Below are 25,004 nucleotides of genomic sequence, written 5' to 3'. Positions count from 1 at the left end.
CGAGCCGATCAGATGCCGTCCCGAAGCTGATCGTACGTTTCGAGGAACTGTGTTTCACAGGACTCACAGCAGAAGTAGTACTCCGTCCCGTCGAGAACGCGACTCGTCCCCTCGTCGTCGACGGTGTTGCCACATTCGACGCAGGTCGGGGCCAGTTCCGCGGAGCCGACGCTGGGCGACCACACGGTGTCGGCGAGGACTCGCACGTCGAACTCGCGGACGTACTGGAGGAGGTCCCACTCTTCGAGCAGCGACGTTACGTCGGCCTCGGGCACCGTCGCGGTAAAGAGGAGCCGCGCGTCGACGGTCCGAAGCACGTGTTCGACGGCGTCAACGGTATCGAGCCGAGCCCCAACGTCGGCGGCGATGTCCGGATCGACGCGCAATTCGACGAGGACCGAGACGCCGTCGCGAAGCATCTGTCGATCCAGTTCGACGGTGAACCGTCGCAACAGCCCGCGCTCTTGGAGCCGTTCGATCCGGTCGGACACCGCGGGTCCGGACAGATCGACCGCGTCGCCGATCTCGCTGTAGGGCCGGCGGGCGTCTTCTAACAGCAGTTCGAGGATCTGGCGATCCGTGTCGTCGAGCGTGTCCATGGTCAGGCGGTTCCCGTGTTCTCCTCTGTGGGGACGGGCCGAACGTGTATCAGTTCTGCGACGCGGTCGGGCAGGGACACCTCGCGGCCGTCGATGGCGACGGTCACCATCCCGATCGGTGCCACGTCGACGACCTCCAGCCGGCTCTCGGGGGCGATGCCCCGCTCGGAGAGGTACGCCAACTCGTCGGGGTCCCGGTCGCTGATCCGCTCGACGACGACCTCGTCGCCGGTCTCGTGTTCGCCGAGCGTCTCGCCGAACTCCTCGTCGAGGGGCTCCAGCGTCTCGCTCGGGATGGGATCGCCGTGGGGGTCGACCTCGGGGTCGCCCAGCGCGGCCGCGACGCGGCGCTCGAACTCCTCGCTGATGTGGTGTTCGAGCCGGTCGGCCTCGTCGTGGACCTCCGACCAGTCGTACCCCAGGTGTTCGGTGAGGTACGTCTCCAGCAGCCGGTGGTGGCGGACGACTTCGAGCGCGACGGTCTCGCCCTCCGGTGAGAGATGCGCTCCCTTGTACTTCTCGCGCTCGACGAAGCCGGCGTCGGCGAGCGTATCGAGCATGCTCGATGCCGTCGGCGGCGTCACGTCGAGTGCGTCGGCCAGCGACGAGGTCGAGACCGCTCCCTCCTCGTCACGCTGGAGCTGGTAGAGGGCCTTCAGGTAGTCCTCCATCTTCGCGCTCAACATTCACTCTCCGGTAGGGCCATCGCAAGGAAATAAGTATCGTTGCCGAGGATTCGGCCGCGCCGCTCGGCCGCTCGCGCTCACCGCTCGGGCGGCTCTGAGCCGTCCTGTCTCCGGACGCCGTCGCCGTCGTCGGCCGCCCACTTTCGCTGCTGACCGGTCAGGACCCAGAGCACCGCGTAGCCGGCCACGCCGACGACGAACAGCGTCGCCGGGATCAGGAACGGGCCGAACGTGTCGACGGCTGTCGCGACGACCATGTGCCGGCTAGGGTCACCGCCGGCATAAGTGCCAGCATCCGGCCGGGCCGTCGCTCACAGTCTGTGTCCAGACGGCCGAACAGTCGGCGCGACCAGCCGGCGGCGCTCCGGCCGGCTAGACGACAAAACCGCGGCGGGAACGGCCTACAGAAGGTCCTGATCGTCGAGCTGTTCCATCACGCTGTCGACGAACTCGTCGACGCTGTCGTAGGGGAAGTCCCCGCCGAGCTTGGTGTTGAGCTCCATCGCCGTCATCGAGAAGTCGCCGGACTCGAACTTCGTCGACGGCCCGTTGGGCAGGGCCGGGACGAGGTCCATCGGACTGGAGATCGGGTAGTCGGCTGCCTCGAACGCTTCGGTGAACTGCTCTCTGAGGTCGTCTTTGTCTGCCATGTCATCCCGTTTGTCGACCGGTCTAAAAAAGCATTCGACCACACCACACAGCCACATTGTTTAGAGTTTATTGTGAGACGGCCACCGGTTCGGCGCGGACAGACCGTCAGTCGTCCGCCGCAACCGGTTCGCCGTGGCTGATGTCGGTGCCCAGCAGGTCGAGGAACTGTGCGAGCCGCTCGTCGTGGTCCGGCCAGGCCTGACCGGTGACGAGGTTGTCGTCGGTGACGACCTCGTCGACCCACGAACAGCCCGCTGCCTCACACTCCGCCCGGACGGCGGGGAAAGACGTCATCTCGTACCCGTCGAGGACGCCGGCAGCCGCCAGAATCTGTGGGCCGTGACACAGCGAGGCGACGGGCTTGTTCGCCTCGAAGAAGTGCCGGACTGCGTCGAGCACCGGCTCGTGGGTCCGGAGATACTCCGGCGCGCGTCCGCCCGGCACGACCAGCGCGTCGTAGTCGCTGGGGGTCACGTCGGCCAGCGTCGCGTTCAGCTCGAAGTTGTGCCCGCGGCTCTCCATGTAGGTCTGATCGCCCCGGAAGTCGTGGACGGCGGTCTTGATCGTCTCGCCGGCCTCCTTCTCCGGACAGACCGCGTCGACCTCGTGGCCGACCATCTGCAGCGCCTGGAAGGGGACCATTATCTCGTAGTCTTCGCCGAAGTCGCCGACGATCATGAGGATGTCACTCATTGGAAACACCGCGCTCGTCGAGAGCGCGTTAGAGAGTGACACGGTCGGCGACAATAAAGCAGACGGTCAACTGACAGAATCTCGTCAGGTGAGCGACAGGGAGCGGCCGTTCAGCGTTCAGAGAGAACGCTGTCGACCTCCGCGATCGAGTCGAGGACGTGGTCGGGTCGCACGTCGCTGTCGGCGAGATCCTCCCGCGTCGTGGCACCCGAGAGCACCAGCGCGGTCTCCATGCCGGCCCGTTCGCCCATCGCGACGTCCGTCGAGAGTCGATCTCCGATCACGAGACAGTCCGACGCCGGAACGCCCAGCCTGTCGAGTGCCGCCTGTATCGCCCGTCTCGACGGCTTGCCGAGGATCTGGTCGGGCTCCGCTTCGAGGACACCGGCGACCGCGTTGACGATGGCTCCTGACCCCGGCGTCGGCAGGCCGTTCTGGCCGGGGAAGGTGCGATCGGGGTCCGTTCCGAGGAAGGTCACGGTCTCGTCGTAGGCCCGGAGGGCGTCGACCATGTCGTCGTAGTGGAACTCCGGGCTCCACCCTGCGAGCAACACGTCCGCTCGCTCGGGGTCGTCGGTGAGCGCCACCCCTTCGGTGTCGAGAATCTCCGCGATTCTGTCCGCGCCGACGAGAAACACGGCGTCGTCGGCGTGGCGGGTCCGGAGGTACTCGGCGGTCACGTCGGCCGCCGAACAGGCCTCGCCCGGACGGACCGTCACGCCGAGGTCGGCGAGCCGGTCGACGTAAGCCGTACCGCTCCGGGTCGGGTTGTTCGAGAAGAACAGCAGCGACTCGCTGGCGGCTCTGAGGGAGTCGATCGCTGCCGGTGCGCCCGGAACGAGGTCGTCGCCGTGATACACGGTTCCGTCGAGATCGACGATCACACCGCGGCTCATCGAGAGGCGCTACGGACTGGATCGTCAAAGGCCGACCGGTCACTCGACGAAGGTGACGCCGCTGATCTCGACGGCCAGACCGCCGTCCTCGCTCTCGCCGAGGGCGACCGACCAGCCGTGGGCCTCGGCCACCCGCTCGACGATGGTCAGTCCCATGCCGGTCCCCTCGGTGTCGCTTGAGTACCCCATCTCGAAGGGGTCGCCGTCCGTCGAGAGGTCCATGCCACAGCCGTCGTCGGCGACGACGAACCCGTCGTCGGTCACGCTGACGGTGACGGTCACCGGCTCGGCGTCCGACGAGGGGCGGCCGTGGTCGACGGCGTTCCCGTAGAGGTTCGAGAAGATGCTCCCGAGACGGCCGTCGTCGGCCTGAATCCGGGCCGAGGAGTCGACCACCAGCTCCGCCTCGCCGCTGTCGGTCACGATCCAGCTCTCGCGGGCGATCGTTCCCAGATCGACGACGCTGGGGTCGTCGACGGTCTCGCCCTCGCGAGCGAGTGTCAACACGTCGTCGATCAGCGACTCCATCCGGTCGAGCGAGCGCGTCAGTCTCGCCCGCAGCTCGGCGTCGTCTCCCCTGTCTTTCTCTAACAACTGGAGTGCGGACTGGGCCACGTTGAGCGGATTTCGCATGTCGTGACTGACGACGCTGGCGAACTCTTCGAGGCGCTCGTTCTGACGCTTGAGCTCTCGTTCGCGTTCGACGCGCTCCGTGATGTCCCGAGAGACCAGCTGGAACGACGGCCGGTGGCTGTGTACGTCGATGGGGACGTAGATGTTGTGAAACGACCGGCCGTCGATCTGGTCTTCCGCGTGGGTGGGATCGCCGTCCTCGATGACGGACCGGCCGACTGCCGTCCGCTCTTCGCCGATCGTCCCGAGGACCGCAGCGAGCGTCTGGCCGACGAGTTCCGCTCGGCTGATGTCGGTGAACTCGGCCATCGCCGGGTTGGCCGCGAGGATCGTCCCGTCCTCGGCGACCTGTGCGATCAGGTCCGGTGAGGTGTCGACCAGCAGCTCGTACTTGGCCTGCGTGCGGCGCTTCGAGACGACGTTGCGAATCCGGTTTGCCAGGCGTCCGTACTGCTTGTCTTCGACGACCTCGAGCTTCAGCAGGTAGTCCGTGACGCCCGCGGCGATGGCCTCGCTGGCGACCTCCTCGTCGCCGCGCCCGGTGAGGAGGATAAAGGGGATGTCGGGCTCGCGTTCCCGGACCGCATCGAGGAACTCCAGGCCGTCCATTCCGGGCATCTCGTAGTCGCTCACGATACAGTCCACGTCGTTGTCAGAGAAGTAGTCGAGAGCCGCCTTCGGGTCGCTGGCCGCGTGCGTGCCGAAGCCGTGGTCCTCGGCCAGCGTCTCGGCGGTCATCTCCGCGAAGAATTCGCTGTCGTCGACGACGAGGACACTGAGCTGTTCTCGACCGCTGCTTGGCGTTGTCACGTGGGACACCAGTTCGATTATCGTGGTATTGCGTGAACGGACACTTATAGGTACTCGATGCAGTCGCGCCGCCACGGCGTCCACTGGCAAACCGCGACGACAGCCTCACTCGCGGAAGACGCTCGTCCACCGCGGGCCGGCCCGCCTCGTCAGCACCAGGCCCGCGACCGCGCCGACGAGCGCGATCGCCACGGCGACGACGCGTACGAGAAGGGGGTCGACGCGCACCGCCAGCGCGGCGACCACGAGCGGCGTCGCCAGCGCGGCGAGGGCGGCACCGAACAGCGCGAACCGCGGCGTGTCGAACAGCAACTCGTTGGGCGAGAGCCCGGTCACCGCCGCAGTCACGCCGAAGACGTACAGCGCGACGAGCGGCTGTATGACGGCTCCCAGCGCGATCTCGGCGAGAGGGTACCACAGGAGCGCGACCGCGAGATAGGGCAGCGACGCCCCGACCGACAGCAGGAGGTACGCCCGCAACGCGCCGCGAAACACCGCGTCGTAGCTGACGGGATACCGGAGGTACTCCCGCGGGTCCCCGAACTGGGTCACCCAGCTGTAGGTCGTGAACCCGCCCAGGCCCAGCAGCGTGCCGAAGGCGATGCCGACGCCCGGCTCGATACCCGTCGCGGCCGTCACCTGCCGGAGCACCAGCGCCGTGACGCCGAAGAGGACTCCCATCGAGAACAGGACCTTCCAGACCGAGCCCGCCGAGCGCGCGACGGCGAGCAGCGGGCGACGCGTCAGCCCGTCGGGCGCGACGGCGACCAGCAGGCGGTCCAGCCGCCGGTGGCGGCCGTCCGTCCCGTCGTCTTCGGTCGGCTCGAACAGCGCGATCCCGAGGCCGCCGAGCGCGACCGGCGGGAGGACCGCGGCGACGAGGGCCGCCACGGACGGATGGGTGAACAGGCCGTACGGCGTCAGCGCGACGGGATCGGTGCCGGTGGCGACGACCGCGACCACGCCAGCGGCCAGCGCGACGCCGACCGCGAGCGCGTTCCGCGCGGCCAGCGCCGCGAGTGCGAGGCTGGCCGTCGCGCCGAGCGCGAACGCCAGCGTCACCGTCAGCCAGGCGAGCGCGACCGCCGCGGGAGCCATTCCACGGCCGACGGCAACCACACCGAAGCCCGCCAGCACGGGGGTGACGAACAGCCCCGAGTAGTAGAGGACCTCCTTCACGAGGAAGAGGCCGAGGAGCCGTTTCGTCGACAGCGGGAGCGTCCGCGCCGAGAAGAGCAACAGCGTCACGTCGCCCAGCACGTCCCGCAGGGCGTCCCGGCCGACGAGGCCGATCGTCCCGACCTGGAGACCGAACAGCGCCACCAGCGCGTGCAGTCCGGCGAGGACGGCCGCGGGCCGCGTCCCGGTGGCCGCCAGCAGCGCGGTTCCCAGCGCCGTGAGTGCGCCGATCGCCAGCGGGAACCCCGCGAATCGACGGCCGCCGAACAGCTCGCTGTGGAGCCGCCACTCCTCGCGGACCATCCACGACAGCAGCGTCCGGTTGGACGCCGTCATCCGACGACCGCCTCGCGCTCGGCGTCGACCTCCGCGACGAACACGTCGAGCAACTCGCCGTCGTCGAACTCGCGGGGATCGCAGGTCGCGACCAGCCGGCCGTCGGAGACGATGCCGACGCTGGTACACAGCTCCTGGGCCACCTCGACGAAGTGCGTCGAGAGGAAGATCGTGTTGCCCGCCGCGCAGTAGTCGGCGAGGTGGCGCTTGACCTGTTCTTGCATGATCGGATCGAGGTTGACCAGCGGCTCGTCGATGAAGACCAGGTCCGGCTCGTGAACGAAGGCGGCGGCGAGCATCACGCGCTGGCGCTGGCCCTCCGAGAGGTTCGTCGACAGGGTGTCGAGCGTCTCGACGAACGACAGTCGCTCGGCCCACCGCTCGATGTGGTCTTCCGGATCGGACAGCGCCCGGACCTCGCAGACGAATTCGAGGAACTCCCGCGGCGTGAGGAAGCTCGGCGGATCCTCCCGCTCGGGCAGCGTCCCGATGGCCCGACGGACCGCCATCGGCTCGGCGACGGGATCGTGGCCCAGCACGGTCGCCGTGCCCGACGTGGGCGTCCGCTGGCCGGTCAGTATCTCGATCGTCGTGGTCTTGCCCGACCCGTTCGGACCGAGCAGCGCGAACAGTTCGCCCTCCCCGACCGTCAGCGACAGTCCCGACAGCGCGTCGAGGTCGCCGTACTCCTTCGTGAGCCCCGTTGTTTCGATCGCCGGCATGGGGCTATCCAGTAGACGGCTCGGCTTAGCTGTTTGGTCGACCACTCGCCCGTTCGGCGACGAGCGGCCGATCGCTACAGCGGCTCCAGCACGCCGACGCCCATCTCGACGCCGGGACTGTAGTGGGCCAGCGGTTCGCCGTCCAGGGCATCGACTCCCGCCGCGTCCAGCAGCGTCGTCTCCGTCACGGCCGCGTCGGCGGGCTGGACCGTCCACGGCGGGNGTCCCACCGACCCGACGAGCCGCGTCTCCAGCGGCCCGGTCGTCACGTAGCGCTCGCGGTCGAGTAGAAAAGCGGCGAGGGTGTCTGGAGCCGTCGTCATCGGCGTCCCGGTCGGCTCGAACGTGACGCCCAGTCGCGCGTTCTCGCCGTCTCGCCGCCGCGAGACCACCTCCGTGCGGCCGCCCTGGCGTCGTCGTCGTACGTCGGCGTGGGACGCCGGCAGGTGAAAGAGCGTTCGGAGGGCGTCCGCGACGAGACGGTCGGTCACGTCCAGCGAGAGAAACGCGACCGCACGGTCGCCGGACGGCGTCTGCACGTACGTTCGGACGGCGACGGTCTCGACGTGCTCGCGAAGGGGGACGCCGAAGGCGTCGAAGCGGTCGATCGACAGCGACAGCGCGGACACCCACGCCGTGGCGTCCATCGTGTCCGGTCGCGCCCAGGCGGGGAGCGCGGCACGAACCGCGGCGGGCGCGACCGGCCAGTGGCAGAAACACACGTCCGAGAGCGCGATCGAGAGGGGACGCAGCGGCCCAGACATGTCCCACCGTAGGGATCGTGTTCAGATAAGCCGCTGCATTTTCTGAGTTGGAGACACCGAAAGCCCTCGTACAGTTGCGGTCCCGCGCCTCGCGAGAGCCACAGGCTCTCGCTGGCCTTCGCTCACTTCGTTCGCGAAGAACTCGCTGCGCGCGCTTCGCGTGCTTGCATCGTCGGGGTTCCCGCAACTGTACTCGCCCTTTCATCCGCCAGGGTTCAGACTGTGAGGCAGCCGAATCCTGGCGGATGAAAGGGCGAGGCGCGGTCCGGGGTTCTGCGGCGGCACTATCCGAACGGAGAGAGGATATCTGCCACAGAACCCCGGAGCGTGCCGAGGGTTTTCGGTGCTTCAGACTGCCTGCACCGATCTCTTATCTGAACACTACCACCGTAGGAGCGCGAGTCGCTTTAGTGACCCGGCGGTCGAGAAGCGCCGCCGATCAGCGGTGTCGGCGGAGTCGGCCCGCGGTCACGTCGAGGCCGGGGCTGAAGTGGACGACCCGCTCGGAGTCGGGCGCGTCGAAGCCGCTGGCGGCCAAGAGGTCGTTGCGGTCGAACGTGACCGTCGCCGGCTGGAGGTCCCACGGCGGGTGGTCGATGTCGGCGAAGTAGATCCGGCCGCGGTCGTCGGCCACGTAGAACCGATACCGCTCCGTGAGGAACGCGGCCAGCGAGTCGTCGCGTGCGGGCTCGGGCAGGCCGGTGGGCTCGAAGCTGGCTCGGAATCGAACGTCCGGGGCGTCGGGGTGGGTGCGCACGCTCTGGAGGCGCGTCCGCGAGCCGTGGCGATGAGCGGTCATCCGCGCGCGGTAGTAGGGCAGCCGGAACAACCGGCGAGCCACCGCGACGCCGAGCCGGTCGTCGGCGTCGAGGTTGTAGAAGTACACGCCGGGCTGGCCGTCGAGCGTGACGTACGTCCGGAGGTTCAGCTCGTAGAACGAGCGGCCGATCGGGGAGCCCCGCGGCCGGATGTCCGCCATTCGGAAGGGGACGACGCCGAGCCACGCGGACCCGTCGAAGGTGTCGACGGAGAGCTCCTCGGGCAGGGACTGGGCGACCGTCTCGACCGGGACCGGCCAGTGGGCGAACAGGACGTTTCGCCACTCCATCGAGAGCAGACGGCGCATAGTCGACGTTAGGGCCGGTGACAATAAGGGGTGTCGCCCGGGGAACTTTGTGGCTTCCCACTCCAGTGGCGGACATGGAGTGTGCAGTCAGGCAAGGCGGCGCGGCCCGGAGACAGCGATGAGTGACGACGACTCGGACGGCGCACCACCGGAACGCTGCCCCATCTGCGAGACGCCGTACGCCTCCGTCTCGGTCCACGAGGAAGGCGTCGCGGTGAATCTGGTCGAGAACGAGCGCTTCCGACGGGTCTGCTTCGAACCGATCGACGACGGCGGCCCGCGGTTGCGGTTCTACCACCACACCCACGAGCAAGCCGGGACGACCCCGTCGAGCGAACGCGGGACCCCCGGTGGACGGCTTCCCTGAGCCCGTTTGCGATGTAAGTATACGTAATACGTGTCGTTTCGGCTCCCGCTCGCCCTTTCGCGGCCCGCTGCTCGCTTCGCTCCCAGCGCGCCGCGCTACTCACGGATCGTTCCTCCCCGCTCGCCCTTTCGCGACCCGCTGCTCGCTTCGCTCCCAGCGCGCCGCGCTACTCGTGGCCCGAAACCGGCACCGGCTCGTAGGGCGCTTCCAGCCACTCGACGTCGCTGTCGGACAGCGAGATGTCGAGCGCCGCGACGGCCTGTTCGAGGTGCTCGATGCTCGTGGTGCCGACGATCGGGGCGTCCACGGCGTCTTTGTGCAGGAGCTACGAGAGCACGATCTGGGCTATCGTCGCGTCCCTCTTGTCGGCCAGTTCCTGGACGCGCTCGTTGATCTCGCGGCCGCCGCCCTCGAAGTGGGGGTGTTCCCGCGCGTAGTCGTCGGTCTGGCCCCGCGTCGTGGCGTCGAACTCCTCGTGGGGGCGCGTGAGGTAGCCGCGGGCGAGCGGGCTCCACGGGATGACGGCGACGTCCTCCCGCTGGCAGAACGGGAGCATCTCGCGTTCCTCCTCGCGATAGAGGAGGTTGTAGTGGTTCTGCATCGTCTCGAAGCGGGTCAGGTCCTCGCGCTCGCTGGTCCGCAGGGCCTCGGCGAACTGGTAGGTCCACATCGAGGAGCCACCGGCGTGGCGGATCTGGCCGCGCCGGACGGCGTCGTCCAGCGTCCGTAGCGTCGTCTCGATGGGCGTGTCGTCGTCCCAGCGGTGGATCTGGTAGAGGTCGACGGTGTCCATGCCCAGCCGCTCCAGCGAGGCCGACAGCTCCTGCTCGATGGCCTTCCGCGAGAGACCACCGGAGTTGGGGTCGTCCTCGTCCATCTGGAAGAATCCCTTCGTGGCGACGACCTGCTCGTCGCGGTCGTACGCCGACAGCGCCTCATACGGATTATTGTAGCGATTTACCGGTGATCGTCTACTCCGTGGCGACGATCACCGGTAAGCAACTACAATAAACCGTATCACCCAGGACGCGCTCGGACTCGCCCGCCGAGTACATGTTTGCCAAGAAGTTGATCCCCAGGTCGATCGCGCGATCGATGATCTCGCGGGACTCGGACTCGTCGAGGACCCAGTCGCGCCACTCGGCGGTGCCGAAGCTCATACACCCCAGACAGAGCTTCGAGACCTCGATCCCGGTCGAACCCGGCGTCGTGTACTCCATACCGGAGCCAGCGGACGGTGCCACAAAAATGTACGTCGGCGACGGCCGACTACAGCGACTCGGGCTCGACGCGGGCGACGTACCGGCGCGCGACCACGGACAGCACCACGGCGGCGACGACGTAGCCGGCGACGTGACCGTAGGTCACGAGCGACGGGCTGTCGACCGCGAGCTTGGCCGCCGTCGTCGATGGGTGTTCCGGCAGGAGGATCGCCGCGCCGAACACCACCAGCGTCAGAACCGAGTACAGGAGCTGTGCTGGCCGTCGGCGACCGAGTTGCAGTCCCAGCACGACGCCGAAGACGACGACGATCGTCGCCGTCGCGGCGACGAACACCAACAGCGCCAGCGGATTCGACACCGCGATGCCGTTGACCGCCAGCAGGCCGATCCACAGCGCCGCCTGTGCCGGTGCCAGCGCGATCATCGCCAGCGACTTCCCGTCGACCACGTCGACCAGGCTGACCGGCGCGACCCGCAGCAGTTCGAGCGTGCCGCGTTCGATCTCCTCGGTGATGGTGTCGACGGCGACCGAGCCGCTGATGAACGGCGGCAGGAACAGCAAGAGCGGGATCAAGACGGTGTAAGTGAAGCTGAAGTACGGGCTGGCGTTCGCCTCCGGCGGGAGTTCGAGGGGCGGCGCATCGAGCGAGTCGGCGCGCTCGAACCGTTCGTTGCGCTCCAGGGTCTTCAGCACCTCGCGCAGTTGGACGACGATCAACGTCGTCCGGATGCTGCCGTCCGGCGCGATCGCCGTCACCTCGATTACCCGGCCGTCACTGTCGGGCGGAGAATCGTAGGTTCCCGTCACCACCGCGTCGACGCGCCCGACGTTGAACGCCTGCTGGGCGTCGTCGGTCGCGTCGAACGCGACCGGCTGGACGCCCTCGGTCTCCGCGACGGCCTCGAACAGCTCCTGTTGGGCGTCGCCGGTGACGGCCATCTCGATGCCGCCCGACTCGACCGAACCGGGATCGTACAGCGACGTGAGCCCGACCACGAGGAACGACGAGAACGCCGCCACGAACAGCTGGATCAGAATCGCGAGCACGATCGTCTTCTCGCGTCCGAGCGACGCCAGGTCCCGGCGGGCGATCACGAGTCGCGGGTCCAGCGAGCGATCACTGGCCAAGGGCGATCACCACCGTGTAGTTGTAGGCGAAGTGAATCGCCATCGCGGTCCCCAGGGCCAGCAGGTACGACCGCCGAGAGCGCCTCGCCCCGAGCGAGGAGACCGTCGCGGTGACGACGTGCAAGAGGAGCGGCAGGAGCAGGAGGACGGCGACGGTGAGCCAGATCGGCACGCCGGACGGCAGCAGCTCCAGCCCGACCTGGCTGGTCTGTATCTCTCGGAGTCCCGGATTGACCAGTTGCGCCACGAGCGTCACCTTCTCTGCCAGGAAGAATCCGACGCCACTGAGTGTGCCGACGACCACTCCGGTCCGGAGCGACCGGTCGTACCGACCGCTGGTGTAGCCGGCATAGAGGTGCAGACTCTTCGCGACTTCTTCGATGAGGACGACCGCACCGAGGATCAGGGGAATCGTCAGTGCCGTCGACAGTCCTTGTAGCGGGAAGATCAGTGCGATCGCCACCAGCTCGGCGACTAGTACGAGCGGGATCAGCAACACGGAGAGTTTCAGCGCGCTCCAGTTCGACTTGATCCGACCCGAGAGCGCGTCGAGCACTTTCAGGGGAATCGCTCGCTGGGTGAACATGTCCTCTTCCCGGTAGAGCCCGGCCCCCAGTCCGAACAGGACGACGGCCGTCAGCGTGGGCGGGATCGTCGAGAACGCGAAGTTACTCGCTGTCACGGTCTGGGCCTGGAGATCGCGGACCACCACCGTCAGCGGCGAGATCAGCGCGATCGGGGTCACGTCGGTGAAGATCGCCGGCACGAAGGCGTAGCTGGTCAGCGAGACCGTCACGGTCACCGTGACGAAGGTCAGCTCCTTGAACGACCGCGCGAACATCGCGCCACAGAACGTCGCCGAGAGGAAGAGCAGCGCGATCGGGAGCATCGCCAGGACCGCGATCGGCCCGCCCCCGGCGGTCAGCCCGCCGAATCGCAGACCGAGCGTAATCGCCGTCACGACGCCCATGGCACCGAGGAAGTACGGCATCGTCTTGCCGGCGACGATGTCGAACCGGCTGACCGGAGAGACCAACAGCAGCTCCCCTCGGCGGTTGAGCCGCTCGGAGAGCATCGTCGAGCCGTAGGCCTGGATGACGAAGTTCATCGGGACGATAAAGAGGAAGGCGAGCACGAGCGACTCGAAGGGGAAGGGCGGCTGGATGTCCGAGGGAGAGCCGGTGGTCGATCCACCCGTCAGTCCCGCGCCGAGCCCGGCCAGCCCACCGGTATCGCTGTCGGTCGAGCCGCCGGCACTGCCGCCGTCGCCGCCGTCGCCGCCGCTCCCGGCGCTCGATCCGCCGGCACTGCCGCCGTCGCCGTCACCGTCCGAACCGCTGTCGGACGCGATCGTCTCAGAGACGCCGGACTGTTCGAGATAGACCAGCGTCACCGAGACGGGCTCTGCGGCGGTCCGGTTGTCCTCGCGGGCCATCTGGCGGCTGTTGTACCGGTCGACGCTCGTGCGGAACTCACCGAGCGCCGCCCGCTCTTTGGGGTCTTCCGGACTGCTCGCCAGCTGTGTCCCGACGAAGAGCAGTTCCTGGTCGCCGCGTTCGACCGCCGCAGGGTCGGGCTCCTGGACGACGAAGGCCGCGTCGTCGCTGGCCGGCGCGTAGTAGGAACTGGACTCGTCGACGCCGATCCGGTAGAGCCCGCTGTCGAGTCCGCTGGCCCCGCTGCTGGCTGCGAGCCCGGCGACCAGCACCATCGCCACGACCGAGACGGCCATGATGGCCACGGTCCGTTTGTCGACGCCCCCGGCGTTCTTGGTCACCTCCCACTTGGCGATCCGCAGTAGCTTCCGCGGGTTCATCTAGGCCTCCTCGACGTAGCGGGTCCCCGGCGTCTCGCTCTCGGCGACGTTGAGGAACACTTCTTCGAGACTCGACTCCTCGGTCCTGATGTCGATGACCTCGCCGCCGCGTTCGGCGGCGGCCGCCCGAACGTCTTCGACGCCGTCCATCGTCTCGACGACGCGCCGCCAGTTGCCGTTCTCCGCGACCGCGCCGGGCACCTCGACGGTCGTGTAGACGTGGTACTCCCGATCGCCGTACTCGTCCTGGAGAGCTTCCAGATCGCCGCGAGCGACGATCTGGCCCTCGTTCATGATCGCCACGCGGTCGCAGATCGTCTCGACGTGATAGAGGTTGTGCGCCGAGAAGACGATGGTCTTGCCCTCTCGGGCCAGCTGCTCGGTGAACTGGATGACGTAGTTCGTCGTCAGCGGGTCCAGTCCGCTGGCGGGTTCGTCGTAGACCAGCACGTCCGGGTCGTTGATCAGCGATCTGGCGATGGCGACCTTCCGCTTCATCCCCTTGGACATGTCGCCCAGCTTGCGCTCGCGGTGTTCGAGTTCGAGCTCGTCCAGCGTGTCGTGCATCCGTTCGGTCGCTACGTCCGTCGGCACGTCGTACAGGTCCGCGAAGAATCGCAGGTACGACAGCGGCGTCATCTCCTCGTAGAGGGGCGATTCCTCGGGGAGGAAACCGAGCTGCTGGCGCATCTCGGTGTCGGTCACGTCGTAGCCGGCGACGGACACGTCGCCGCTGGTCGGTTCGAGCAGTCCGGAGAGCATCTTCAGCGTCGTCGTCTTGCCCGCACCGTTCGGGCCGATGACGCCGAACACCTCGCCCCGGTCGACTGAGAACGTGCTCCCCTCGACGGCGACGAAGTCCCCGTACTCCTTGCGAAGGTCCCGAGCTTCGATCATCTGCCCGACGCTTGTGACCGAACTCCCCTATAGTTGCCCCCCGTTTATTAACAGTGAGAACGAACTGCGGCCGTGGCTCTGAACGCTGAGCGGACTCCAGACGGGCGTCGCCTCTGTGTGAGCCGGGCGATTCCGGCGACCCGCGACGCCGCCTGGCGCGTTCTCACAGACACGAACCAGTGGCCCGACTGGGGACCGTCGGTGCGGGCGGTCGAGTCGAGCGAGCGGATCGTCGAACGGGGAACGGCCGGCCGGGTGACAACGCCGATCGGGACGGTGCCGTTCGAGATCACGAGCTGTCGGAACTACCGATGGACGTGGCGGGTCGCGAAGATCCCTGCGACCGGCCACCGCGTCGAGGACGTCCGCGCGGACCACTGCCGGGTCGTCTTCGAGATCCCACTGCTCGCGGCGGGCTACGCGCCCGTGTGCCAGCGGGCACTGGGTCAGATCGAGAGTCTACTGTGCGACTGAATCGCACGGACTGCCGTCCGCCCGACGGCACCCGGGCGACGCGTCAGGGCGTCTGGACGCGGGCCTTCGATACCCGGTGGATCGCGTCGTCGATCCCTTCGCCGTCGCAGTCGTCGTTCGGGCACCGATAGTGCCAGCCGTCTTCTGTCCCCGCTCGCTCGGAGAACCGCTTCCCGCACTCGTCGCAGAACAGCTCGCCCGCACTGCAGGTGTCTCGGTGGAGTTCCAGTTCCAGTTCGGTGTCGAAGGTGCGTTTGCACTCCCGGCAGATATGTGGCATAGTTGAGCGTTCCCACTCATCCACTATAACTACATCGGAACGTTCACGTCAGGGGTTCTCCGACCCGGAAACAGAGTATTATCGACAAAACCGCTGGACGGCTATCCAGCGAGTGTCGATAGAGCCGTCGAACGTAACAGATCGCGAACCGCTCTGCGATGGACGGTTCGCGGGCCGTCGTCTGACCCGCTACAGGATGTCTTCGACGTGGTCGACGACTTCTTCGGGCGTGTCACCGACCGGCACGCCGATAGACTCGCTTTGCTCGCGTGTCGCTCCGCTCCCGCTCGAACCGTGGTTCTCGCTTCGCTCCGAACCACGCACCGCTCGTCTATCGAGCCCTCGCTCACTTCGCTCGCGAGGACGCCGTTGCTCTCCAGCGCGTCGATCTTGGACTCGGCAGACCAAAAAAGACGAGCGTACGGCGATCCGCCGACGCTACAGGATGTCTTCGACGTGGTCGACGACTTCCTCGGGCGTGTCACCGACCGGCACGCCGTTGCTCTCCAGCGCGTCGATCTTGGACTCGGCGGTGCCGGTCCCGCTGCCGGAGACGATGGCACCGGCGTGGCCCATGCGCTTGCCCGGTGGGGCGGTGCGGCCGGCGATGAAGCCGGCCACGGGCGTGTCCATGTGCTCGCCGATGTAGCGGGCGGCCTGCTCTTCGTCCTCGCCGCCGATCTCGCCGCACATCACGACGGCCTTCGTGTCGGGGTCGGCCTCGAACAGTTCCAGCGCGTCGATGAAGCTCGTCCCGATGATCGGGTCGCCGCCGATACCGATGGCGGTCGACTGACCGATGTCGCGGTTGGTGAGGTTGTCGACGACCTGGTAGGTCAGCGTTCCCGATCGAGAGACAAGACCCACGTCGCCCGAGGAGAAGATGTTGCCCGGCAGGATGCCGAGCTTCGCGACTCCCGGCGTGATGACGCCCGGACAGTTCGGACCGACGAGGTGGGTGTCGGTCTCGTCCTGTTTGCGCTTGACGCGGGACATGTCCTGGGTCGGAATGCCCTCGGTGATGGCGACGACGAGGTCGACCGGTGCGTCCAGCGCCTCGAACAGCGCGTCGCCAGCGAAGGCCGGCGGGACGAACACGACGGCGGTGTTCGCGTTCTCTTCGCGCGCGGCGCGGTCGACGGTGTCGTAGACCGGCACCCCGGCGACTTCCTGGCCGCCGCGGCCGGGCACGGCACCGGCGACGACGTTGGTGCCGTACTCGATCATCTGCTCGGTGTGGAACTTCCCCTCGCCGCCCGTGATCCCCTGGACGACGACGCGAGTGTCCTCGTCGACGAGCACACTCATGCGAACCACCCCCCGGTGGTGAGCATGAGGTTGTTGAGCGCAGTCTCGGGAGCGAAGCGAGCGAGGAAGCGATCAACAGAACTCATGCTTCCACCTCCTCGGCGTAGCCGACGGCACGTTCGACGGCGTCTTCGAGCGTCTGTTCGACCGTCACGAGGTCTTCGTTGAGAATCTCCATCCCTTCAGTAGCGTTGGTGCCCGCGAGTCGGACGACGACGGGCTTGGGAATCTCGTCGAACTGTTCGAGCGCCTGGTTGATCCCCTTGGCGACCTCGTCGCCCCGCGTGATCCCGCCGAAGATGTTGAACACGACGGAGTCGACGTTGTCGTCGGAGAACACCATATCGAGCGCGTTGGCGATCCGCTGGGCCTTCGCACCGCCGCCCACGTCGAGGAAGTTCGCCGGCTCGCCGCCGAAGTGGTCGACGAGGTCGAGCGTCGTCATCACCAGCCCGGCACCGTTGCCGATGATGCCGACGTTGCCCGACAGGCGGACGTAGTCGAAGCCGTACTCGTCGGCCTTCTGTTCGAGTTCGTCGCCGCCGTCGGCCTCGTCTTCCATCGCCTCCAGATCGGGGTGACGGAACAGGGCGTCGTCGTCGACGTTCATCACGGCGTCGGCCGCGATGACCTCGTCGTCGGCCGTGACCATCAGCGGGTTGATCTCGGCGTCGGAGCCGTCTTTGTCCTCCCAGAGGTCGTACAGCGTCTTGAGGACGCCGGCAACGTCGTTGGCGACCTCGCGGTCGACACCGGCGTCGTAGACGACCTTCCGGGCCTGGTAGTGGTGCATGCCGAAGGCCGGATCGATGTGCTCGCGGGCGATCGCCTCTGGCTCCTCTTCGGCGACTTCCTCGATGTTGACGCCGCCGCGCGTCGAGACCATCGCGACGGGCTCGCCCTCGCCGCGGTCCATCGTCACGCCGACGTACAGCTCGTTGACGAAGTCGACGGCCTCTTCGACGAGGACGCGGTCGACGTGGAGCCCCTTGAGGTCCATCCCGAGAATATCGTCGGCGTACTCACGGGCCTCGTCGGCGTTCTCGGCGAGCTTGATCCCGCCGGCCTTCCCGCGGCCGCCGACCTGCACCTGTGCCTTGATCGCGATCGGATAGCCGATCTCCTCGGCGGCGTCGACCGCTTCGTCGACGGTCGTCGCCAGCGTCGATGCGGGCGTCGGAACCCCCGCGTCGGCGAAGACCTGCTTCGCCTGGTACTCGTGCAATTTCATGTCATACGGAACGCCGTCACGCGCCCGCTTAAATCCCATCTTTTTCCGTGGCTCGCGGAGGAACCTGGCGTTCTGCGCGAACCTCGGGAGCGAATCACTCGGGAGTCGAACGGTGTGTGATGCGGAACGAAGTCACAGGTGGTCGTACGGGAACCACGATGCGACCGGGAACAAAGCGAGTGGGCCAGGTCCTTCCGGATCCGGCGACGGCTCGGTCAACCGGGTGGTACTCCGTTCGCAGTCAGTACCGAAAGTCTCGGAATCGATCGTCCAGTGAGTGCCAGACACAATTGTGTGGCCGGTAAAGTGTGGTTCTGATACGGACGGTTGTAGGCGTTTACCAAGTCGACCGCACGACGGCGTGCGGTCGATCTGGTAAAGACCTACAACTTTCCGTATGAAGGAGTGCTCGCATCCGGTGGATCTTCAGAAATCTGCGTTTTTGATCACAAGCAATAGCCAGACTATCGGGGCAAGAGCGACTATCAAGCCGAATACGCCTATCAGATAGTTTCCCTCCACGAGTCCCCGTGCCCATCCCTTTCCGAGGTAAAAAATGAACAGCAGAAGGGCAGCCAAAATCACAGTGCGGAGCGGAGAGCCGAACCCTCCCGTACTGGGATCAGTCGGTGACATGACGTGAGACTCCGTCTCACTGTCTGATAACGGTTCCCTTGGATACATCGTCTTCAACTGGGAGACAATCCGTGGTCTAAGAACGCACGGAACGCTCCCTCTCAGAGTTCGGCGAGGCCGAGGCTGTATTCGAGTGCGGTGTCGACCTCCTCCATCCGTTCGGGCGGAATCGAGCCGAGATTCTCGTCGATACGGTGCTGGAGAGAGATGGTTCGAATCTGGCTACAGAGCGCGACCGAGTCTTCCCGAAGCGCACACTCTTGGGCTGGGACGAGCACTTCGAACGGATAGAGCTCCTCGCCGAACGAGGTGGTGAACGGAACGACGATCGTCGTCGGTGCGTTGGCATTCCCGACATCGTTCTGTACGACGAGACACGGGCGTGTTCCCCGTTGTTCGGACCCCTGGGTCGGATCGAGGTCGACAATAACGACATCTCCTCGACGGACAGACGTAGCCATCCGCTACCACTCTGGGGCATCGCCCAGCTGTTCGTTAGCCTCCGTCGAAACGTCCGCCAGTTCGTCGGCGAGTTCGCGGATCCGTTGGGAACGCTTGCGGTACCCCTCAGCCAACTCTTCACGAGTGAGTGGCTGTTCGATAACGAGCTTGCCAGCCTCTTCGTGGATCAGGACGTCGTCGCCGCCCTCGATCCCGAACCGTTCGCGAAGCTCTTTGGGGATCGTCACTTGCCCTCGCTTCCCGACCTTCCGGTGTTCGCCCTCACTCATACGTATTCATATCATATTCGTACTAATAAACCCTTTCACGGACGGCTATCGATACGGCTCTTCTATAGTAACAATTGCACCGATGTCTACACCGATCGCACTGCAGTCGTGCGATCGGGTGTGCGTTGATTTTGCCCGGCTCGAAGCTGTGGGGCTGCTTCGAAGACCCACTGGGACAGCCGGGCACGCTCACGCGCGGGTCGATGACCGACCGCGAAGCCGTTCGCGTCCACGGAGGAGCGCCACGCCGCCAAGCAGCACCCCCTGATGGAGCACCGTCCCGAGCGCGACGGCACCGAACGCCAGCCCCGCCGTCAACGCGAGCGACGCCCCTTCGAGCACCGACACGGCGACGACCAGCACGGCGGCGACGGTGCCGTTCCCGAGCGAGCGGGGGAGTTCCCCCCGAACGATCTCCACGACCGATCGATCCGTCGCGTCGCCGTTCAGGAGCGCTGCGAAGCACATGCCAACGATTGAGGACTGGAGACAGTTAACTCGACCGTGCGATTCGGCCGCGGTCGTCGTCAGAGCGGAGGGGACGACGATACTGCCGGCGATCGAACGGCGCGCTAGAGTTCGACGCCGCCGGGAATGAGGCTCCGTCCGCGACTGAGGCTGCCGCTCTCGTCGTAGACGAGCAGGATCTCCTTCGTGTAGACTGTCGATTTCCCGTCGCCGTCCGTGAGCCGGAGGCGGTATCTGGTGTCCTCGCCGTCGCTGGCGGCGGCGACGACCGACTCGATGACGCTCGGGGCGACGTTCGCTTCGAGGACGTACTCGCCGTTGTGACGGTTCGCGATCGAGAGGACGCCAGTCGCCTCCCCGCCGTCGGCTCGGGTGCGATAGGTCACGTCCAGTTCGCCCGCGTCGAGTGTGCCACCGTCGCCGGTGAGTCGATCCGACAGGAGGTCGTCGGGACCGTCGAACGCGATCGCGATCACCGGATCGTCGGTCGACGACTCCTCGATCCCGCTCACGTCGATGTCGAAGTAGTCACGCCGCATCTCGTACCCGACAGTAGGGGACGCTGGGCAAAGAACGTAACGGCGATTGGTACCACGACACACGGACTCGGGCAGAGCCGACAGCTATAATCCACAGTGGGACGCGGTGACGGGCATGGCCTGGGTCAAGTCCGAGTACGCGCCGGAGCTCGCGGTCCTGTCGACGTGGCTCGTGGCGCTGTTGCCGTGGTCGGGGGCGGTCCTGCCGATCGAGGTCGGCGGTCGCCAGGTGACCGTCGTCGTCATCCGGTTTCTGTACTTTCGACTACAGTACATCTTCGGCATCTCCTTCGGCGAGCAAGAGCGGCCGTTCCTCTGGGTGGTCGAGGCACCGGCGTTCAACCAGACCCTGACGACTGCGAGCTGGGTGTGGGTCGGAGCCGCGGTCCTCTCGCTCGTTCCGCTGGCGTTGAGTGTCGCCTACTACGTCGACGAGGACGCCCACGAGGCCGCGATGCCGGTCGACCCGGTCCGACTCCAGGGCGCGCTGCTGGCACTGTTGGGCGTGGGACTGGCCGCCGCGACGCTCCTGTTCTGGGATCGCCAGCCGGTCACGATCCCGGTCGGCACCGCGCTGACGCTCGTGTTCGGCTCCCTCCTGCTGACGGTCGACCGGACCGACGACGAGGGCGACGGCGAGGAGTGATACCGCCCGCCCACGGGATTTCAATTCGCAATACTGGGAGGGGCTCATTTAAGTACGTCGACGGAGTATCGTGAGACGATTACACACGGTATCGAGCGATGGCAGGCGACGAGACAGAGCACGACGGATCGAGTTCGACGCCGCTGTCGGGCGTGCGCGACTGGCTCTCGCGGACGGCTCGCATGCTCAGCGGCGCGGCCGTCCCGTCGACGAACTACGATCCACAGCGCCACGGCAAGCTGGTCGAGTACACGGTGCCCGAGCAGTACGACGAGATCGACCGCTACTGGCTCAACGCACCCTTTGCCTTCGCCTCGATCAACCACGATCCCGAGGCCGACGAACAGTTCTACCAGGTCGTCGAACCCTCGCTCGACGGGTTCGAACGGGATCTGCTCGATCGGCTCTTCGAGGACATCCGCGGTCCGCTCATCTACCGCGAGGACGTGAGCGACGACCCCGAGGCGGCGCTGGCCGCGGCGCTGCGGGACCGGATCGAGGAGTACGGCGTCGTCGTCGAGCCCGAGACGTTCTACCGGCTGCTGTACTACCTCTATCGGTCCTTCCTGGGCTACGGCCGGATCGACCCGCTGATGCACGACCCCGGCATCGAGGACATCTCCTGTGACGGGGCCGGGCTACCGATATTCGCGTATCACGACGCGTACACCGACATCGAGACCAGCGTCGTCTACGAGGAGAGCGAGCTGAACGACTTCGTGATCCAGCTCGCACAGCGGTCGGGCCGGCACGTCTCCGTCTCCGATCCCGTCGTCTCGACGACGCTGCCGGACGGCTCGCGGATCGAGCTGGCACTCGGCGAGGAGGTCACGCCCCGCGGCTCCGCGTTCACCATCCGGAAGTACGCCGACGAGCCGTTCACGCCGATCGATCTGCTGAACTACGGGACCTTCTCCGTCGAGATGCTGGCCTACCTCTGGCTGGCCATCGAGTCCAACAAGTCCCTGATCTTCGCCGGGGGGACGGCGGCGGGCAAGACGACCTCGATGAACGCCGTCTCGATGTTCATTCCGCCCCGATCGAAGGTGTTGACCATCGAGGACACCCGCGAGCTGTCGCTGTACCACGACAACTGGCTCTCGTCGGTGACCAGGGAGCGACTCGACGAGTCGGACATCACGATGTACGACCTGTTGCGGTCGGCGCTGCGTCATCGGCCGGAGTACATCATCGTCGGCGAGGTCCGCGGCGAAGAGGCGATTACGCTCTTCCAGGCGATGAACACGGGGCACACGACGTTCTCGACGATGCACGCCGACTCGGTCCAGACGGTGATCAACCGGCTGGAAAACGAGCCGATCAACGTGCCGCGACCGATGGTTCAGAGCCTCGACATCCTCTGTGTGCAGGTGCTTGGCCGCTCGGGCGGGGAACGCGTCCGGCGAGCCAAGACCCTCGCCGAGATCGAGGGGATCGACCAGCGGACCGGGGAACTCGACTACTCCAACGCCTACGCCTGGCAGGCCGACGAGGACTACTTCGAGGACTCCAACAGCGATCTGCTGGACGAGATCAGGCGCGAACGGGGGTGGAGCCAGTCGGAGTTGCTCCGGGAGATGGACGACAGAAAGCGGTTCCTGCGATACCTCCAGGCGGAGTCGATCACGGACTACCGGCGCTTTACCGCGATGGTCAACAAGTACTACGCGGACAGCGAGACGGTGATGGAGCGGATCGATCGGGCCGACATCGACGCGACACCCTGACATGCAACTCAATCCACTGGGGACGCTCCCCGTCTTCGCGGTCATCGCGATCCTGTGCGTGGTCGCGCTCGCGATGCTCGACGAGACGTTCGACACGTCGCTGACGCGGTTCGGCCGACGGCTGTTCGGCCGGTACATCCCGGCGTCGGAGGAGCGAAAGCGCCTCCTGAAGTCGGCGTTCGTGGTGTACACCTACCGGACCTACGCCGCCCGGACGCTGCTGTACACGGCGCTGGCGGCCCTGGGCGGTGCGATCACCGGCGTCTACCTGTTCGGCGGACTGTTGCTGGCGATTCCGGGTATCGTCGACCTAATGATGGGGTTGCCCCGGACGATGGTCAACGCGCTGGGGATCCGCGGGTTCGAACTCGTGTTGACCCAGCGTGAGATCCTGCTGATCCTGATCGGCGGGGGCGTGATTACCGGCGTGACGGCCGCGGGGCTGACGTACTGGCTGCGCTGGGAGATGCCCCGAAGCAGAGCCGCGGTCCGCCAGCGAGCGATCGACGAGGGACAGGGGCGGACCCTCGCGTTCCTCTATGCGCTCTCGCGGGGCGGCGTCTCGTTTCCCGCGGCGTTGCGGACGCTCTCGGACAACCGCGAGATCTACGGGGCCAGCGCGGAGGAGGTCTCGGTCGCGGTCAGGCAGATGGACCTCTTCGGCCAGGACATGATCACCGCCGTCAGAGGGATGGCCGGTCGGACGCCGAGCGAGGACTTCCAGACGTTCGCCGAGAACCTCGCGAGCGTGCTTCAGAGCGGGCGCAGCCTCTCGACGTTCCTCAGAGAGCAGTACGAGCGGACGAAAGACGAGAGCGAGCGCCGCCAGGAAGAGATCCTCGAACACCTCGCGACGGTCGCGGAGGCGTACGTGACGGTGCTGGTCGCCGCCGTGCTCTTTTTCATCACGATCCTGCTCGTGTTCGGCCTGACCTTGACCGACACGCTCGTGTTCATCCAGATGGTCGGCTACCTGATGATCCCGCTGGCCAACGCCGGGTTCGTGCTGTACCTGAGCCAGCGGCTGGCGATCCTCGGCATCGGGAACAACAAGACGACCTCGCTGCTGGATCGGCGAGCGACGACGACGTTCGCCAAGCCGACCGACTCGGGCGGGTCGACGGCGACCGACGGCGGCTACGCGGACTCCATCGAGCGACGCCAGCTGGCCGTCTACGACCGGATCGCGACGGTCAAGCGCCTCGTCACCTCGCCGGTCCAGACGTTCCTCTGGAACCCGTCTCGGGTGCTCTACGTCACGGTGCCGATCGCCGTCCTCGCGGTCGCGCTCCGGGCACCGGCGGCCTTCGAGACGGGGACGGTCAACCTCCGGGTCCTCGACGACGTTCTGATCCAGTCGCTCCTGTTCGTGCTGGCGACGTTCGCGATCGCGCGGGAGCTGTACACCCGGCGGATCCGCCGGATCGAGGCTGCCACGCCGGAGCTGCTCGAACGCCTGGCCAGCCTCAACGAGGCCGGCATGACGGTCGTCGAGAGCCTGGAGCGGGTCCGCGGGACGGACGTGGGCGCACTCAGCGAGGAGGTCGATCGGATCTGGGCGGACGTGACGATGGGTGCCAACGTCGAGGACGCCCTGACGAGGTTCGGCCGTCGGATCAGGACGACCTCGATGTCGCGGGTGGTCACGCTGTTGATCAACGCCATGCGATCGAGCGGCAAGATGGGGCCGATCCTGCGGATCGCCGCCGATCAGGCCCGCTCCGACTACCGGCTGCGCCGCCAGCGCCGCCAGGAGATGCTCACCTACCTCGTCGTCATCTACATCTCCTTTCTCGTCTTCCTGGTCATCATCGCGTCGGTCCAGGAGGTGCTCGTGCCGGCGTTGCCCTCCAGCGTCCCGACCCCCGAGAACACGGGGCGATTGGGCGTCAACGTCGATCAGTTCGCGCGACTGGGCCAGGTCGACAAGGCGGCGTACACGCTCGTGTTCTTCCACACGGCGCTGATCCAGGCGCTGTGTACCGGCTTCGTCGGCGGGCAACTCGGCGAGGGGTCGCTCAGAGACGGCGCAAAACACGCCGCGATCATGCTGGGCGTGGCCTACGTCGCCTTCCTCTTGCTGTCCTCGCCGGTGGCCTCGCTGACCGTCGACAGTCCCGCCGCCGGACAGGAGCGCATCACGGTCGATTCCGCCTCGCTGTCCGACGGCGGCTACGTCGTCGTCTACGAGGGCGAAGCCGGCGGCGAGGTCGTCGGCCAGTCGGCGTACCTCGTCGCCGGCACCCACGAGGACGTGGCGATCGAACTCGACAGCCCGGTCGAGCGGCGGGACTCGCTGGTCGTCGTGGCGCATCTCGACACCGACGGCGATCGGGTGCTGAACTACGGCGGCTTCGAGCGAGACCGGCCCTACCCCGCGCCGGGGCGAGGCGAGTTCGTCGCCGTACCGGTCACAGTCGAGTAGCCGACGCGCATC

General features: G+C 66.7%; 27 protein-coding genes and 2 pseudogenes. 5 read left to right on the top strand and 24 right to left on the bottom strand.

What is annotated here, in order from left to right; genetic code table 11:
- Positions 1 to 8: 8 nt before the first annotated feature.
- The 11 genes from HALKA_RS0112370 to HALKA_RS0112320 all read right to left on the bottom strand — a co-directional run bounded on the left by HALKA_RS0112370 (position 9) and on the right by HALKA_RS0112320 (position 9,095).
- The gene (locus tag HALKA_RS0112370) at positions 9 to 599 is read right to left on the bottom strand and encodes an AsnC family transcriptional regulator (protein WP_018258293.1); all 591 of its coding nucleotides are present in this window, start codon (positions 597 to 599) and stop codon (positions 9 to 11) included.
- Between the two features lie 2 nt (positions 600 to 601).
- Complete coding sequence (locus HALKA_RS0112365) at positions 602 to 1,285, bottom strand: metal-dependent transcriptional regulator (protein WP_018258292.1); 684 nt, start codon at positions 1,283 to 1,285, stop codon at positions 602 to 604.
- A gap of 77 nt (positions 1,286 to 1,362) precedes the next feature.
- The gene (locus tag HALKA_RS0112360) at positions 1,363 to 1,542 is read right to left on the bottom strand and encodes a hypothetical protein (RefSeq protein WP_018258291.1); all 180 of its coding nucleotides are present in this window, start codon (positions 1,540 to 1,542) and stop codon (positions 1,363 to 1,365) included.
- Positions 1,543 to 1,686: 144 nt separating this feature from the next.
- On the bottom strand, positions 1,687 to 1,935 hold the full coding sequence (locus HALKA_RS0112355; protein WP_018258290.1) for an MTH865 family protein: 249 nt from the start codon (positions 1,933 to 1,935) through the stop codon (positions 1,687 to 1,689).
- Between the two features lie 106 nt (positions 1,936 to 2,041).
- A complete protein-coding gene (locus HALKA_RS0112350; RefSeq protein ID WP_018258289.1) occupies positions 2,042 to 2,629 on the bottom strand; it encodes a DJ-1/PfpI family protein in 588 nt (195 codons plus the stop codon).
- A gap of 110 nt (positions 2,630 to 2,739) precedes the next feature.
- The gene (locus tag HALKA_RS0112345; RefSeq protein WP_018258288.1) at positions 2,740 to 3,525 is read right to left on the bottom strand and encodes an HAD-IIA family hydrolase; all 786 of its coding nucleotides are present in this window, start codon (positions 3,523 to 3,525) and stop codon (positions 2,740 to 2,742) included.
- Between the two features lie 39 nt (positions 3,526 to 3,564).
- Positions 3,565 to 4,968 (bottom strand): ATP-binding response regulator, encoded by a 1,404-nt coding sequence (locus HALKA_RS0112340; RefSeq protein WP_245545393.1) that lies wholly within the window; start codon positions 4,966 to 4,968, stop codon positions 3,565 to 3,567.
- A 105-nt stretch (positions 4,969 to 5,073) separates the two neighbouring features.
- A complete protein-coding gene (locus tag HALKA_RS0112335; RefSeq protein WP_018258286.1) occupies positions 5,074 to 6,483 on the bottom strand; it encodes a hypothetical protein in 1,410 nt (469 codons plus the stop codon).
- Positions 6,480 to 7,205: an ABC transporter ATP-binding protein gene (locus HALKA_RS0112330; protein ID WP_018258285.1), complete on the bottom strand. Its 726-nt coding sequence runs from the start codon at positions 7,203 to 7,205 to the stop codon at positions 6,480 to 6,482. The genes HALKA_RS0112335 and HALKA_RS0112330 overlap by 4 nt, the downstream gene beginning before the upstream one ends.
- A 74-nt stretch (positions 7,206 to 7,279) precedes the next feature.
- The gene (locus tag HALKA_RS0112325) at positions 7,280 to 7,969 is read right to left on the bottom strand and encodes a YqjF family protein (protein WP_018258284.1); all 690 of its coding nucleotides are present in this window, start codon (positions 7,967 to 7,969) and stop codon (positions 7,280 to 7,282) included.
- Between the two features lie 439 nt (positions 7,970 to 8,408).
- A complete protein-coding gene (locus tag HALKA_RS0112320; RefSeq protein WP_018258283.1) occupies positions 8,409 to 9,095 on the bottom strand; it encodes a YqjF family protein in 687 nt (228 codons plus the stop codon).
- A gap of 118 nt (positions 9,096 to 9,213) precedes the next feature.
- Here HALKA_RS0112320 and HALKA_RS0112315 point away from each other — a divergent pair, with 118 nt between their 5' ends.
- Positions 9,214 to 9,462 carry a DUF8145 family protein gene (locus HALKA_RS0112315; RefSeq protein ID WP_018258282.1) on the top strand — a complete coding sequence of 83 codons (249 nt, stop codon included), beginning with the start codon at positions 9,214 to 9,216 and terminating at the stop codon, positions 9,460 to 9,462.
- Positions 9,463 to 9,628: 166 nt separating this feature from the next.
- On the opposite strand, the pseudogene HALKA_RS19530 reads toward HALKA_RS0112315, so the two are convergent.
- The 4 genes and pseudogenes from HALKA_RS19530 to HALKA_RS0112295 form a co-directional block, all read right to left on the bottom strand.
- Positions 9,629 to 10,682 (bottom strand): annotated as a pseudogene (locus HALKA_RS19530) (aldo/keto reductase).
- A gap of 49 nt (positions 10,683 to 10,731) precedes the next feature.
- Entirely contained in the window at positions 10,732 to 11,814 is a 1,083-nt protein-coding gene (locus tag HALKA_RS0112305; protein WP_018258280.1) for an ABC transporter permease, read from the bottom strand.
- Complete coding sequence (locus tag HALKA_RS0112300) at positions 11,804 to 13,630, bottom strand: ABC transporter permease (protein WP_018258279.1); 1,827 nt, start codon at positions 13,628 to 13,630, stop codon at positions 11,804 to 11,806. The genes HALKA_RS0112305 and HALKA_RS0112300 overlap by 11 nt, the downstream gene beginning before the upstream one ends.
- Complete coding sequence (locus tag HALKA_RS0112295) at positions 13,631 to 14,527, bottom strand: ABC transporter ATP-binding protein (protein ID WP_015763657.1); 897 nt, start codon at positions 14,525 to 14,527, stop codon at positions 13,631 to 13,633.
- Between the two features lie 72 nt (positions 14,528 to 14,599).
- On the opposite strand from HALKA_RS0112295, the gene HALKA_RS0112290 reads away from it, so the two are divergent.
- The gene (locus HALKA_RS0112290; protein WP_018258278.1) at positions 14,600 to 15,001 is read left to right on the top strand and encodes an SRPBCC family protein; all 402 of its coding nucleotides are present in this window, start codon (positions 14,600 to 14,602) and stop codon (positions 14,999 to 15,001) included.
- 43 nt (positions 15,002 to 15,044) lie between these two features.
- Here the strand turns inward: HALKA_RS0112290 and HALKA_RS0112285 are convergent, their stop codons facing one another.
- The 9 genes and pseudogenes from HALKA_RS0112285 to HALKA_RS0112245 form a co-directional block, all read right to left on the bottom strand.
- Positions 15,045 to 15,281, bottom strand: coding sequence for a hypothetical protein (locus HALKA_RS0112285; protein ID WP_018258277.1), 237 nt, complete (start codon positions 15,279 to 15,281; stop codon positions 15,045 to 15,047).
- Positions 15,282 to 15,470: 189 nt separating this feature from the next.
- Positions 15,471 to 15,569: pseudogene (locus HALKA_RS22160) on the bottom strand (succinate--CoA ligase subunit alpha); the annotation flags it as partial.
- Positions 15,570 to 15,719: 150 nt separating this feature from the next.
- Positions 15,720 to 16,589 (bottom strand): succinate--CoA ligase subunit alpha, encoded by an 870-nt coding sequence (sucD, locus tag HALKA_RS0112275; protein WP_018258275.1) that lies wholly within the window; start codon positions 16,587 to 16,589, stop codon positions 15,720 to 15,722.
- Between the two features lie 82 nt (positions 16,590 to 16,671).
- Entirely contained in the window at positions 16,672 to 17,820 is a 1,149-nt protein-coding gene (sucC, locus tag HALKA_RS0112270) for an ADP-forming succinate--CoA ligase subunit beta (RefSeq protein WP_018258274.1), read from the bottom strand.
- A gap of 426 nt (positions 17,821 to 18,246) precedes the next feature.
- Entirely contained in the window at positions 18,247 to 18,456 is a 210-nt protein-coding gene (locus tag HALKA_RS0112265) for a hypothetical protein (RefSeq protein WP_018258273.1), read from the bottom strand.
- 101 nt (positions 18,457 to 18,557) lie between these two features.
- On the bottom strand, positions 18,558 to 18,917 hold the full coding sequence (locus HALKA_RS0112260; RefSeq protein ID WP_015763663.1) for a type II toxin-antitoxin system PemK/MazF family toxin: 360 nt from the start codon (positions 18,915 to 18,917) through the stop codon (positions 18,558 to 18,560).
- 3 nt (positions 18,918 to 18,920) lie between these two features.
- Entirely contained in the window at positions 18,921 to 19,187 is a 267-nt protein-coding gene (locus tag HALKA_RS0112255; protein ID WP_015763664.1) for an AbrB/MazE/SpoVT family DNA-binding domain-containing protein, read from the bottom strand.
- Positions 19,188 to 19,376: 189 nt separating this feature from the next.
- Positions 19,377 to 19,655: a hypothetical protein gene (locus HALKA_RS0112250; RefSeq protein WP_018258272.1), complete on the bottom strand. Its 279-nt coding sequence runs from the start codon at positions 19,653 to 19,655 to the stop codon at positions 19,377 to 19,379.
- 104 nt (positions 19,656 to 19,759) lie between these two features.
- The gene (locus HALKA_RS0112245; protein WP_018258271.1) at positions 19,760 to 20,194 is read right to left on the bottom strand and encodes a DUF5793 family protein; all 435 of its coding nucleotides are present in this window, start codon (positions 20,192 to 20,194) and stop codon (positions 19,760 to 19,762) included.
- A gap of 115 nt (positions 20,195 to 20,309) precedes the next feature.
- On the opposite strand from HALKA_RS0112245, the gene HALKA_RS0112240 reads away from it, so the two are divergent.
- The 3 genes from HALKA_RS0112240 (at position 20,310) to HALKA_RS0112230 (ending at position 24,992) form a co-directional block, all read left to right on the top strand.
- Positions 20,310 to 20,840 carry a DUF7549 family protein gene (locus HALKA_RS0112240; RefSeq protein WP_018258270.1) on the top strand — a complete coding sequence of 177 codons (531 nt, stop codon included), beginning with the start codon at positions 20,310 to 20,312 and terminating at the stop codon, positions 20,838 to 20,840.
- Positions 20,841 to 20,938: 98 nt separating this feature from the next.
- The gene (locus tag HALKA_RS0112235) at positions 20,939 to 22,567 is read left to right on the top strand and encodes a type II/IV secretion system ATPase subunit (protein ID WP_018258269.1); all 1,629 of its coding nucleotides are present in this window, start codon (positions 20,939 to 20,941) and stop codon (positions 22,565 to 22,567) included.
- 1 nt (position 22,568) lies between these two features.
- Complete coding sequence (locus tag HALKA_RS0112230; RefSeq protein ID WP_018258268.1) at positions 22,569 to 24,992, top strand: type II secretion system F family protein; 2,424 nt, start codon at positions 22,569 to 22,571, stop codon at positions 24,990 to 24,992.
- Positions 24,993 to 25,004: the final 12 nt, after the last annotated feature.

Origin of the sequence: Halomicrobium katesii DSM 19301 (assembly GCF_000379085.1) — an archaeon.
GTDB lineage: Archaea > Halobacteriota > Halobacteria > Halobacteriales > Haloarculaceae > Halomicrobium > Halomicrobium katesii.
The sequence above is the reverse complement of the archived record's forward strand: the minus strand, read 5'-3'. Positions and strand labels throughout refer to the sequence as shown.